Genomic DNA, 12,886 nt, shown 5'->3' on the forward strand with positions numbered 1-12,886 from the left:
TCGGACTTTTTTATTATTCTCACCCTACTTTCACGCAGAAGGCATCCCATGGTTGGAGTTGGTGGTTTTCAAAGTCAGTGAGTTCAGTGGTATTACTGATGATTGTTTTTTGGTAAGCGAAGTTTGTTTCAAAGGCCTGAGCTTGATCGGATAAGTTTGCGACCACTAGGTAAGTTTCTTCTGCTGTTTTTCTAAAATAAGCAAAAACTTTGTCTGCTGTTTTCAAAAGTTCAAAATCCGCATCAATCAGCCAATCATTCTCTTTACGAAGTTTAATGAGTTTTTGGTAAGTGTAGAAAATAGAATCTGGATTTTCTAGAGCATCTTGAACATTGATATCCTGATAGTTTGGATTAACTGGCAACCACGTCTTATCTGCTGTTGAAAATCCAGCATTCTGGCTAGCATCCCACTGCATTGGCGTTCTAGCATTATCACGTCCAATCATACGAATGCTATCCATGATTTCTTCTTGCGTCTTACCATTCTCAAGAGCTTCTTTAGCAAAATTAAGTGACTCAATATCGTCAATTTCTCCCAAATCTTTGAAAGGATAATTGGTCATTCCAATTTCTTCACCTTGATAAATATAAGGCGTTCCACGCATTAAGTGTAAGGAAATAGCTAGCGCTTTGGCTGATTTTTCACGATAAGTTTCTGTGTTCCCCCAGATAGATAAGACACGTGGTAAATCATGATTGTCCCAAAAAAGGGAATTCCAGCCCTGACCAAGCTCAAGCTCTGTCTGCCATTTGTTAAAAATCGCTTTGAGAGCAGGGACATTTAGCTCTTCTTCGTATTCCCATTTTGAAGCGCCTGGCTTATGTTGGAGACCGATATGCTCAAATTGAAAAACCATTGATAACTCTTTTTCGTCTGGTGATGAGTACTGTTTAGCGATTTCTGGTGTTGCTCCCCATGTTTCACCAACAGTAAGCAAATCTTTTCCAGCTAAAGTTTCTTGGTGCATTTCTTTGAGGTAATCGTGTAGCTTTGGACCATTATTTGCGATGAGTTTGTCAGGAATTTTCCCAATCATGTCAATCACATCCATACGAAAACCAGAAATACCTTTGTCAATCCAACGGTTCATCATGTCGTAAACCGATTTGCGCAATACAGGATTTTCCCAATTCAAATCAGGCTGTTTCTTGCTGAAAAAGTGCAAATAATATTGACCTGACTTATCATCGTATTCCCAAGCAGAGCCGCCAAAAATAGAATCAAGCTCATTAGCTTCATCACGCCAAATGTAAAAATCACGATACTGACTATCAGGATTTTCACGCGCTTCTACAAACCACGCGTGTTCATCTGAGGTATGGTTAACCACCAAGTCCATGATAATGCGAATATCACGGGCTTTTGCCTCTTCTAGCAATTCTTCCATATCAGTCATATCGCCAAAGATATCAGCAATTGCCTCATAATCTGAAATATCGTAGCCATTATCATCCATCGGTGATTGATAAACCGGAGACAACCAAATCGCTGTAATCCCAAGCTTTTTCAGGTAATCGAGTTTACTGATAATCCCTTGCAAGTCACCAATTCCATCACCATTTGAATCCATAAATGATTTTGGGTAAATCTGATAAATCGTTGCTTTATGCCACCAATGTTTTTCCATGACGTCCCTCTTTTCTTGCAATTCTTTGTTTCTATTTTATCTTTTTCTTGTAATTTGTGCAATCGTTTGCGTTATTAAAAATAACAGAAGCTAAGACATCGTCCCGCTTCTATTAAACTATAGAAATGTAATCTCTTGTCCGTTTTCTTTAACTGTATAAGTTAAGTCTTTTAGGTTAATTGTAGCTTCTGCAACGACACTACTATCTTGATTACATCGAGTAATTACAAGAGTATTTTCATCTAATACTTCAACATCTATACTGCCTTTGAGGTCAAAAGCTGCTGATTGATTTCGGAAGGTAAAGAGCTTAAGCAAGGCTTGAACTACCGGACGCTTAACCTCTTCAGCAATTTCTTCACTCGTATAATAATGACGATTGATATTGCGTCCTTCTTTTGTTTTTTCTAACAACTCTAGATCATTTTTACCTGCTAAAAATCCGACATAATAGACCTGTGGAATACCTGGTGCGAAAGCCTGAATCAGGCGTGCTAAGAAATACTTCTTCTCATCATCACCAAGTGCAGAATAGTAGGTCGAATTGATTTGATAAATATCAAGATTGTTGTACTCTGCTGATGAATATTTACGTTTCACATTAGCACCAACTTTATAGAGCTCATCTGAAGTATAATCAATTTCTTCATCACTCAAAATATCTTTGACATCAACCACACCAATCCCATCGTGCGTATCCAGTGTTGTAAATTGTTTCATTGGAGACATTTTCAACCATTTTGCCAAGCGTTCAACTTTTCCGCTGTATAAACTATAAAGTGTCACCATTGGAAGAGCAAAATCGTAAACGTAGTAGTCATGTTCAGCAATTTTAAACTGAATCGAATAATGCTCATGAATTTCTGGAAGTAACTCTGTACCAGATTCCGCAGCAATGCTACGTACTTTATCTAGCAAACCCCAGATATCCGGTTCTACAAAGAAATCATTAGTATCCAATTTCTTAACCGCATAAGCAAAAGCATCTAAGCGAATGAGATCACAGCCATTTTCTGCTAAATGTTTGATAGTCTTTCGAATGAAATCCATGGTCACTTCTTTTGTCACATCAAGGTCAATTTGTTCCTCACCGAAAGTGTTCCAAAGATGCTCAACTGAACCATCCGCAAAATGAATTTCTTGTTTTGGTGCGCGGTCTTTACGCTTGTAAATCAAATCCACATCAGCTTGTGTTGGACGATTTTCTGGCCAGAATTTATCCCAATTAAGGAATAAATCTTTATAAGCACTGTCCTCATGCTTTTCTTGGTAATCTTTATAATATTTTGATTGACGAGAGATATGATTAATCATGAAGTCAAACATAAGATAATACTTTTCGCCCAGTTTTTTCACATCATCCCAGTCACCAAATGCAGAATCAACCTCGTCATAATTAATTGGAGCAAATCCACGGTCACCTGTTGATGGAAAAAACGGCAAGAGATGGATACCACCAACTGCTTCTTTGAAATAGTTATCAAGATTTTGCTTAAGTTCTTTTAGATTTTTACCCAGACTATCCGAGTAAGTGATTAACATTGTTTTATTTTGAATTCCCATAATGATTCCTTTTTACTATGTTGTAAATTAGCTTTACACGACCTGCGAGCTGAGCACAAAAGATAATTTTTCTACGCCCGCTATGCGCCTTATATATTACGACGTGAGAAAACAAAATCGATAATATTTTGTTTTCGAGCTAGTAAGATGGTTAGCTAAGCCGCAATAGCGGTTAGCGTTAGGTGATGAGTTGCTTTAGCAACCATCAACTCTACCAAGTTAAGTCGAACTCGGGCTACGGGCTTGGTGAAAAAGATGAGCCTCCTTGTGTCTTAATGACACTGCGTCACTTCCCTATTTTCACTGTGCCCGCTATACGCCCTCTGTATCCTTACTTCACTGCGCCATTACTCATTCCTGAAATGATATGTTTTTGGAAAATGAGGTAGACGATGGTAATTGTGATAATCCCAACGACATATGAAGCGAAACTTGGTCCGTAATCGCTGAGGTATTGACCTGTGTAGTTATATTGGAAAAGTGGCAATGACCATGAATCTGATGATTTATTCAACATTAAGAGAGGCAACATAAAGTCATTCCAGAACCAAAGTGCATTGATAATCAATGTTGTAGCATGCATTGGTTTTAGCATTGGAAAGACGACTTTACGGTATGTTGTAAATTTATCAGCTCCGTCAATTTCTGCTGCTTCATCAAGACTATCAGGAACACTCAATTTGATGTAACCAACGTATAAGAATAGAGTTTGAGGCACAGCATAAGTCAGATACAAGATAATCAAGCCCCAAATATTTGTCAAACCAAGTCGGCTCATCATCACTGTGATTGGAATCATGATAACTTGGAATGGTACAAAAATCCCCAAAATCAGCAAACTATACATGATATTAAACGCACGTTTTTTACTCATGTTACGCGCAATTGAATAGGCTGCCGCAGGAATAAATAGGGTTACCAAAATCACCGAAACAACTGTAATAATCGTTGAATTCCAGAAATAATGTCCAATACCGTCAGCCAACAAGCGTGTGTAGTTACTCAAGGTGACAGGATTTGGAAAGGCAAAGAAATGTTGCATGATATCTTTAGTCGTCTTAAATGAACTAAAGACAGTTGCTAGCAATGGAATCAAAATCAAAATTGATCCCGCAACTAAGAGCACATATTTCCAAAAAGTATGATAACGTTCTTCTTTTTTCATATTTCACTCCATTTATACTTCGAAACGACTTGATAATTTCAATTGCAACATTGATACCAAAACAATGATAGCAAAGAGAATCAAGGCAATGGCGTTAGCATAACCATATTGGTTACTTGAAAAGGCGTAATTGTAAACCAAAAGCCCAATTGAAGTTGTTGAATTGCTTGGTCCACCACCAGTCAAAGCAAAGATCTGGTCAAAAGCTGTTAAGCCACCTTTTAGTGCCATGATAAAGACCATAGAAATACTTGGTAACAGATATGGTAATTCAATGTTCCAGAACGTTTGTTTGCTATTTGCGCCATCAATTGCTGCTGCTTCTGTGATTTCACTTGGGATAGTTTGAAGCCCTGAGAGGAAAAGAATAATCGGCATTGCGACACCTTGCCATAGCATGACAAAAATTGCTGCAAAAATGGCGCCGCCAGATGTCCCTAGAAGACTTGTTTTCAAAAATTCAATGTCCAAAGCTTCACCAATGGCAGGCAAACCGTAGTTAAAGACTTGTTTGAAAATCAAAGATACTGTTAACCCTGATAAAACAGCTGGGAAAAAGAACCAAGCTCTAAAGAACGTTTGACCTTTGATTTTAGCATTCAAAGCACGCGCCACCCAGATACCAATCACAATTTCACCGACAATTAACGCAATGGTCAAAATCAAAGTAAAACCAAGAGCCTTAAAGAATTTAGTATCTGTTAGCAAAATTTTATAATTGTTGACACCAACAAAATCAAAATTGTAAGTCAATCCAGTCCAGTTTGTAAAACTGTAAAAAGCACCTTGAATCATTGGGAAATAGAAGAAAATTGCTTGTAAAATCAAGGGAACAATCAAGAACACCCAGCCCCAATACTTATTTAAAAATTTTCGCATCCTACTTTCCTCCTATTTATCTACGTCAGCTTTCATTGGGTTGAAAAAGGCATTCATTTCACTAACGTATTGATTAGCATCTTGATTCAAAAGATAATTTGCTGTCAAGCTAAAGAAATCTTCTTCGCTTGTCCAATTTTCACCAAGCCAAACATAGTGTTTATCTGTAAAGGCTAGCTGATAAAGCGGAGCAAGTGGAGAATTGTCATCTTCAACCACACCCTCTACAGACACTGGTGAACCATCAACATCATAATATTTTTGCATAGCTTTAGCTGAAGCCATATAAGAAATGAACTGTTCACATTCTTTTTTGTGCTTTGTTGATGATGAAATTGATAGCGCCAAATCTCCCGCTCCAACTGTAACTTCTTGACCAGTTTTTTCACCAGGAAAGGCAAATGTTGAAATTTCAAAATCAGGATCTTGTTGTTTAATCGCTGCTAATACCCATGAACCACCCGGCAACATCAAGGCTTTTTCTGTCGCAAAGGCCACAACAGAGTCATTATAAGAAGCACCTTCCCAGTTAGTTTGTTGATTGCCTTTACCAGCAAGCAAATCCAAACGAGTCAAAACTTCTTTAACTTCTTTATCCTTTGTTGAAATGGAATTGACCGGTGAAAAACGAAGGTAATCATTTGCCTTATCACCACTGCCTGCCACACTAATATAAGCTAGTTGATGATAACCATTTAAGGTCCACCCTTCACTACCAGCAAGCGCAAATGGTGTTTCACCGTCAGCCTTGATTTGTTTTACCAAAGTTTCAAATTCATCCCAAGTTTCTGGAACTTTGAGTCCTAATTCATCAAATTTTGTCTTATTAAAGTAAATTCCTGAAACATTGGCTGATAAAGGCACGCTATAAATTTTTCCATTTACTGCATAGTTTTCTGCATAGTTATTTTTGATGTTCTCAAGATAAGACTTACCTGTCATATCTTCAAAATAGCCAGCTTTTGCCCACTCTTTGAAATCAACATTCTGGGGATAAATGTTAATGACATCTGGGGCATCTCCTGCAAGCATACGTGTTTTTAGAACCGTTCCAGCACTTGGAACACTTGTCATCTTAACGTGGATACTTGGATTTTCTTTTTCAAAATCCTTAATCATTTCTTTTAAAGTATCAACCATTTCTGTCTTTTGGTTAAAATACTCAATCGTCACTTTGCCACTAGCTGAAGTATTGTCTTGTTTTGAACATGCTGTTAATATCAAGCCAGCAGCTGCAGCCAAAGCTGCCACACTAGCAGTTATCAATCGTTTACGCCATTTCATGGGAAACCTCCTTATTGCTTCACGAAATAGTATTGCTTGCTGAGATAATCTCCTTGAGGAAGAACGACTGTCAATCCTGCATACATCAGTTCAGCACCTGAAAAGACTTGACCTGTTTCTTGCAGACGATAAAGTGATTCTTCTTCCAAACCTTTCAATTTCAAAGTGGTTTCAATTGTTTCAATCGTTGAGAGGGTACGAACGTAAGTCACAACAACCTTATCTTCATGAACAAATTCTACCGCCGCTTCATTTGAACCTTGTTCTGGATTAATAAGACGATAATGTTTACCAAATTGAATAACTGGACGAATGTCTTTGTAGTGAGCAACCTGAGCAGCAATCACTTCTTTGTCGTTTTCTGGTAGGCTTGTCAAATCAAGTTCATAACCAAGATTTCCCATCATAGCGACATTACCACGTGTTTCAATCGGTGTTGTGCGTCCCATTTGGTGATTAGGACTTGCTGATACGTGAGAGCCCATTGAAATAGTTGGGAAAAGATAGCTTGAACCATATTGAATTGGCAAACGAGAAATGGCATCCGTATTATCACTTGCCCAAACTTGTGGGAAGTAACGCATCATGCCAAGGTCATTGCGACCGCCTCCACCTGAGCAAGATTCAAAGAGAATGTTACTATGCTTTTCTGTCAAATAAGACACCAAATCATACAAACCTAGCATGTAAGCATGAGATTGCATTTGGGTCGCAAGATAAGTATCACCATTTCCGATATTTGTGATGTTACGGTTATAATCCCATTTAACATAATCAATAGCATTTTCTGTCAAAATCTTATCAATAGCTGCCTTGATGTAGGCTACGACATCAGGATTTGCAAGGTTGAGCACCAATTGATTACGAGAATAAGTATGACCACGACCTTCAGCTTGAATAGCCCAATCTGGATGCGCACGATAAAGGTCACTATCAACAGAAATCATTTCTGGTTCAAACCACAAACCAAATTTCAAACCTTTGGCATGCACTTCGGCAATCAAGTCATTCAAAGGTCCACCGATTTTTTCTTCGTTGACAACCCAGTCACCAAGCGCACGATTATCATCAAATCGATTACCAAACCATCCGTCATCAAGAACAAAAAGCTCGATACCAAGTTTGCTTGCTTCGTCAGCTAAATCAAGCAATTTTTCTTTTTTAAAATCAAAATAAGTCGCTTCCCAATTGTTAATGAGAATTGGACGTTCAGCATGTGCAAATTGTTTTGGCATGATGTGATCTTGAATGAACAATTGACTTTCTTGAGTAAGTTTTCCAAGGCCTTGATTTGAAAAGGTCATCAAAGCCACTGGTGTTTCAAAGCTATCGCCAGCTGATAGTTGCCAAGCAAAATTATCATCGTTGATTCCGATACCTAAACGAACTTCGTTCAATTGATTTTTTTGAACAAAGGCTTGGAAATTACCACTATAAAGTAGCTGTAAAGCAAGAGCACTACCAGCATCTTCTGTCGCTGTGCTATCACACAAAATCATAGCTGGTGTCTGAGCATGGCCTGAAGCTCCACGATTTGAAGCAACCGTAAAAATACCTTGTTCAACTTTTTGACGACGAACCGTTTTTTCACGCGCATAAGCACCTTGCAAAGTAACCATATCATAATTGCCAGCTGGTACATCAAGCATGGTTGACAAAGCACGATTGATAACAACTGCTTTATCTGATAAATTTCGAACCTCAGCATGAGTTGAAATAGTGTTGCAATCAGCATAAGCAGTGTAGTAAAGTTTTAATTCTAGCGCAGCGACTTTGTCTTCAAGTGTCAAAACTAAAGTTTCGGCATCTTCTGTCGTATGTGGATTAGGTAATCTTGTTGCTTCTTTTGCACCATGTAAAATCTCACTAGATGTTAACTTAAATTGTGTCAATTCGTTGTTAGTGTGTGCTATTTTTAGAGATGGTTGTCGAAAATCTCCGAACCCGTGAACGCCAAAAACTTGGCGTTGGGTATCATAACTAAAGGTGCGGTTATCTGGAGTTGGATTTCCTGAAAAAGCGTGGTCCTTCTCCAAAATAGCGTTTGAGCCGTGATATTTGGCGATTTTGCCTCCAATATGACGAAGGAGCAAATCACCTTCTTTATTTTCGATAATCATTGACATTTCTTTACTTTGAATGTAAAAAAGATTCCCTTCGATGCGAATTCCCATGATAATCCCCCTTTGTTTACTAAAATTTTACCATCATTTATTTACCTCTTGAATGGTATCATGTTGGGCAAATATGGTAAAATGTTGTTTATAAAGGAGTTGATACTTTGAATGTTCTAAATACCTACAACGAATTTGACACGAATAATTTTGACCTGAACGTCGACCATTATGGTGCTGAGATTTGTGATAAAAACTACTCTTTTGGACCTACTGTTAGGGATAACTACGTCCTTCATTTCATTGTTGATGGCAAGGGAACTTTCAAAATTGATGGCACAACGACCGAACTTAAAACAGGTGATATGTTCATTTTGCCAAAAGGAAAAGTGACCTTCTACCAAGCTGATAGCAAGCACCCTTGGACTTATCTTTGGGTTGGATTTAGTGGCTCAAAAGCTGAAAGCATCTTAAATAAAACACAACTTCTTGAACACTATTTTTGTCATTCAACGCTCAACTCTAAAATCCTCGATCAGCTAGTCAAATTAACACAATTCCGTGACCAAAAACTCGACGATATTACAGAGCTTCAGCTGATTGCTGAACTTTACAAATTGCTAGCATTTCTAATAGAAGCATTTCCAAGCAAAGCAATGTCTGATAGCAGTATTTTGATTCAAAATTACATCAAGCAAGCTAAAAAAATCATTCACACACAATATGGAAATCCTTTAAAAATCAGTGAGATTGCCAAAAAGCTCAATCTAAATCGCTCCTACTTGTACAAGATTTTCAAAGAAGAAACAGGTTATTCTCTCAAGGATTATCTCATCCAAATCCGCATGGAAAAAAGTGCTGATTTGCTTACCAGTACGACTTTTCACATATCAGAAATCGCAAACGCTGTAGGCTTTCCAGACGCTCTCGCCTTCAGCAAGGCTTTCAAAAAACATTTCGGACAAAGCCCAAGCAATTACCGAAAAGCGCTGAAAAAATAAAACAAAAAAACTCCCCCAGAACTAAGTTCTTGGGGGAGTTTTTTTTAATCAACTTTAACAAGTCGGACGTTATCAATGTTTAACCATTTGTTGGCAGATAATTTGACGTAAACGCCAACTTCACACTGTCCGTTTGTGATTTGAATGTTGTCAATGGTATAGGTTTTCCAAGTATTTGAATCTTTGAGAGAGATTTTTTGTTCGTTGCCACCGTAGTTTTTGAGATAAAGTTCTGCATTTTCAAGACTTGTATCACCCATAGCATCAATACTTAATTTATAAGTACCTGAACTGAGATTACCTACTGTTTGGTAAATAGAACTTTCAAATGCTTTATCTGACCAGAAGCTGACTTTATGACGTGTATTATCATAAACTTCTGTCTTGATACCTGCATTTTGACTATTGGTCCATTTGTTCCAAGCTGATGGACTTTCGGTATAACCGTCCCATTCAAAGCTATTGTTTTGAAGGAGATTCGTTAGATTAGAGTAATTAAAGGCTTTGATGCCACGTAGAGCATTTCCTTGGAAATCAAAAACCGCTTGATTTTCCCATTCGTTACCTGTCACATCTGAAACGCCAAGATATGACATGCCCGCTTGCGTTGCCCATGAGACGTTGCCATTATACCAGAGTGGTTCCCAATAGAAGAAACCAAGTCCATTGTTGTTTTTGACGTCTTTAATCTCATCAACCAAGTCTGTCAAAAATTCTTACTGACCATCTTGGCTAGCTTTGTAACCAGCTGCTGCTTCTTCTGTTGCTGTGACAGCATTTGTCTTTTGGTCAAGATTGTCAAGAGTATTGGCATAAGCTGTTTCAACCACAACAACTTTTTTGTTGTAGCGTTCGCTGATATTATCCATATTTTCAGAGAGTTCCGCCAATTTACCGTACCAATATGGGTAATAAGAAATACCGACAATATCAAAATCAACGGATTGCTTAGTGATTTCGTCTAACCACCATTGAAAAGCTGATTTGTCAGCGCCGTCTGCTAAATGAAGCATAATTTTTGGGGGCTTTGCTGCGTGTCTTTCACAGCTTGAACACCAGATTTTAAGAAAGTCGCTAGGCGAGTGAATTCCTTTCCACACCACCCCAGCTTTTCCCGTAAGGCTATACGTTACCAATTTGAACCATATCAGGGTAAATACCTTTTGCTTTCATCTGATTGAGAACATCAGCTGTGTAAGAATACACTGTTGAATTTAATTGTTCAAAGGATTGATTCTGCCAAGCTTTGGGAAGATTTTGTTTTCCAGGGTCAACCCAGAAGCGTAAGCGAACATAGTTGACACCATTATCTTTTAAAATGGTCAGCGGATCTTGTTGTTTACCATTAATTTTGTAAATAGCTCTGCTTTGTTCCATTTCATCAAGAATGGAAATATCCGCTCCATTGATAAAGTCATCAGCTTTAGCAAGGCTATTTCCAACAAGTGACATACCAATAACTGCGGCACAGGTCATGAGAATCTTCTTTAGTTTTTTTCATAATCTTATTCCTAGCTTTTGGTGACTATCATTAGTTAAAGTAAGACATTACGAAGGCTACAGCACCTTCAGGGTCACGCGTTAATTTAATGTATTCAGCACCTTTTGTGGCAGCTAGTTTGATACCAAGGGCATCAGTATCTTGCTTGATATCTTCGTAGAATGAGTTAACTTGTGGAGCAAGGATAATCATATCGAAGTTTTTCATGATTTCATAGTGTGAGCCATAAGCACCAGCTGAAGCTGTGATATTTGCACCTGTGGCTGCTGCTCCTTCAGTAAGAGCGTTGGCAAGCATAGCACTTGTACCAGCACCAGCACAAAGGACCAAGACGTTAATTGGTTTATCAGTTGTGACTGTTACAGCTGGTTTAGCGTCAGCAACTTCTTCTACAGCTTTGACTGGTTTAACAGGAGCTTCACTTTCTCCGGCAGTTTCTTGCGCAGCATTGGCAGCTTCTTCTTCGAGAAGAGATGCGTCGTAAGCTTTGATGAATGGGAAGTAGATAACCGCATCAACAGCGATAAGAACAAAGACAAGAACAACAGCTAGAAGGCTAATACCTGTACCAAGAACAAGTCCGATTGGAGCTGGAGTTGCCCAAGGAAGAACGTACATAAAGCTGTTCATCTTAAGCACGTCAACGAAGAATTTGAAAATCCAAACGTTGGCAATCGGTGCCAAAAGGAATGGAATAAAGAAGTAAGGGTTAAGAATAATTGGTGTAGCAAAAAGCAAAGGTTCATTTACCGCAAAGCTGACTGGAATAAATGAGGCTTTACCAACGGCTTTCAATTGTTCTGATTTTGCAAATAGTAAGAATAAGAATGGCACAACAAGTGTGGCACCAGTACCACCCATAGTACCAACGAAGTTACCAAGACCAACAGTCAATACGTTTGAAGCATGTTCACCAGCTTTAAACAATTGAAGGTTAGTTTCAACATTAGCATAGATAATAGCCGCAATGGCTGGTTCTACGATTGATGGACCATGCACGCCAACGAACCAGAACAATGCCATAGCTCCCCAGATAATGGCAATTCCAAGGTAACCATCAGCTACTGTGAACAATGGTTGAAGAAGCGTGATAACAGCTTCGGCAAATGATGTGCCAAAGAAATGACGGATAACTGTATCAATAATTACCGCAGCAAACACGGCAAATGAGAATGGGAAAATGTCACGGAATGTTTGAGAAATAGTACCAGGTACTTCTTTTGGCATCTTGATGGTGATGTCACGAAGCACACAGAATTTATAAACATTGACAGTGATGAAAGCTGCTACAAAGGCTGCTAGGATACCTTTTGTCCCCATGTATCCAGTAACAAGACCACCTTCGATTTCATCAGCACTCAACATCAAGAAGCTGACGATTGAAGCAAGCATGACAGATACAGCATTGATTTTTTTATTGCCAGGCATCTTACGGTTAACAGATTCAGCTAAGCAACGTGCAGTTGTTGATGAAACAAGAAGGGCAACCACACCCATTGAATAGTTGTAAATTTTCCAGAGCCAGTTTGAAAAGTCTTCTGGTAATTTGACACCAAGAACATCAGGAATAGATGCAATCAAGATGAAGATACTAGAAAAGAGTATAGCTGGCATAGCTGCTAGGAAACCATCACGAATGGCACCTAGATAAATGTTTCGAGACACTTTTTCAAAAAAAGGTTTCCCTTTTTCAATTTGTTGAATGAGTTTGTTCATGATACAACTCCCCCAAAACCTAGGCTTGGCAAA

8 protein-coding genes and 1 pseudogene are annotated in these 12,886 nt (G+C 38.5%); 1 reads left to right on the forward strand and 8 read right to left on the reverse strand.

The features are described from left to right. Positions 1-19: 19 nt before the first annotated feature. From dexB to JG537_RS07165, 6 genes are all read right to left on the reverse strand, one after another. A complete protein-coding gene (gene dexB / locus JG537_RS07140; RefSeq protein WP_199544614.1) occupies positions 20-1,630 on the reverse strand; it encodes a glucan 1,6-alpha-glucosidase DexB in 1,611 nt (536 codons plus the stop codon). Between the two features lie 117 nt (positions 1,631-1,747). After that, the gene (gene gtfA, locus JG537_RS07145; protein ID WP_199544616.1) at positions 1,748-3,193 is read right to left on the reverse strand and encodes a sucrose phosphorylase; all 1,446 of its coding nucleotides are present in this window, start codon (positions 3,191-3,193) and stop codon (positions 1,748-1,750) included. A gap of 331 nt (positions 3,194-3,524) precedes the next feature. After that, positions 3,525-4,358, reverse strand: a complete 834-nt coding sequence (locus JG537_RS07150) for a carbohydrate ABC transporter permease (protein ID WP_074582034.1) — start codon at positions 4,356-4,358, stop codon at positions 3,525-3,527. 12 nt (positions 4,359-4,370) lie between these two features. Beyond that, on the reverse strand, positions 4,371-5,237 hold the full coding sequence (locus JG537_RS07155) for a carbohydrate ABC transporter permease (protein WP_199544618.1): 867 nt from the start codon (positions 5,235-5,237) through the stop codon (positions 4,371-4,373). Positions 5,238-5,249: 12 nt separating this feature from the next. Next, positions 5,250-6,521: an extracellular solute-binding protein gene (locus JG537_RS07160; RefSeq protein ID WP_132868729.1), complete on the reverse strand. Its 1,272-nt coding sequence runs from the start codon at positions 6,519-6,521 to the stop codon at positions 5,250-5,252. Between the two features lie 11 nt (positions 6,522-6,532). Beyond that, entirely contained in the window at positions 6,533-8,695 is a 2,163-nt protein-coding gene (locus tag JG537_RS07165) for an alpha-galactosidase (RefSeq protein ID WP_199544619.1), read from the reverse strand. A gap of 107 nt (positions 8,696-8,802) precedes the next feature. Between JG537_RS07165 and JG537_RS07170 the strand changes: the two genes are divergently transcribed. Beyond that, positions 8,803-9,636: an AraC family transcriptional regulator gene (locus JG537_RS07170; RefSeq protein WP_132868731.1), complete on the forward strand. Its 834-nt coding sequence runs from the start codon at positions 8,803-8,805 to the stop codon at positions 9,634-9,636. Positions 9,637-9,680: 44 nt separating this feature from the next. Here JG537_RS07170 and JG537_RS07175 read toward each other — a convergent pair. Both JG537_RS07175 and JG537_RS07180 read right to left on the reverse strand, forming a co-directional pair. Next, positions 9,681-11,112 (reverse strand): annotated as a pseudogene (locus tag JG537_RS07175) (glycoside hydrolase family 53 protein). 55 nt (positions 11,113-11,167) lie between these two features. Then, positions 11,168-12,853 carry a PTS lactose transporter subunit IIBC gene (locus JG537_RS07180; protein ID WP_199544621.1) on the reverse strand — a complete coding sequence of 562 codons (1,686 nt, stop codon included), beginning with the start codon at positions 12,851-12,853 and terminating at the stop codon, positions 11,168-11,170. Positions 12,854-12,886 lie beyond the last annotated feature (33 nt).

Origin of the sequence: Streptococcus vicugnae, assembly GCF_016461705.1 — a bacterium.
In the GTDB taxonomy this organism is placed as follows: Bacteria; Bacillota; Bacilli; order Lactobacillales; family Streptococcaceae; genus Streptococcus; species Streptococcus vicugnae.

Bases quoted from the DNA above. Each gene is read 5' to 3' on its own strand.
- JG537_RS07150 (WP_074582034.1), bottom strand. From the start codon at position 4,358: ATGAAAAAAGAAGAACGTTATCATACTTTTTGGAAATATGTGCTCTTA.
- JG537_RS07165 (WP_199544619.1), bottom strand. From the start codon at position 8,695: ATGGGAATTCGCATCGAAGGGAATCTTTTTTACATTCAAAGTAAAGAA.
- gtfA (WP_199544616.1), bottom strand. From the start codon at position 3,193: ATGGGAATTCAAAATAAAACAATGTTAATCACTTACTCGGATAGTCTG.
- JG537_RS07180 (WP_199544621.1), bottom strand. From the start codon at position 12,853: ATGAACAAACTCATTCAACAAATTGAAAAAGGGAAACCTTTTTTTGAA.
- dexB (WP_199544614.1), bottom strand. From the start codon at position 1,630: ATGGAAAAACATTGGTGGCATAAAGCAACGATTTATCAGATTTACCCA.
- JG537_RS07155 (WP_199544618.1), bottom strand. From the start codon at position 5,237: ATGCGAAAATTTTTAAATAAGTATTGGGGCTGGGTGTTCTTGATTGTT.
- JG537_RS07160 (WP_132868729.1), bottom strand. From the start codon at position 6,521: ATGAAATGGCGTAAACGATTGATAACTGCTAGTGTGGCAGCTTTGGCT.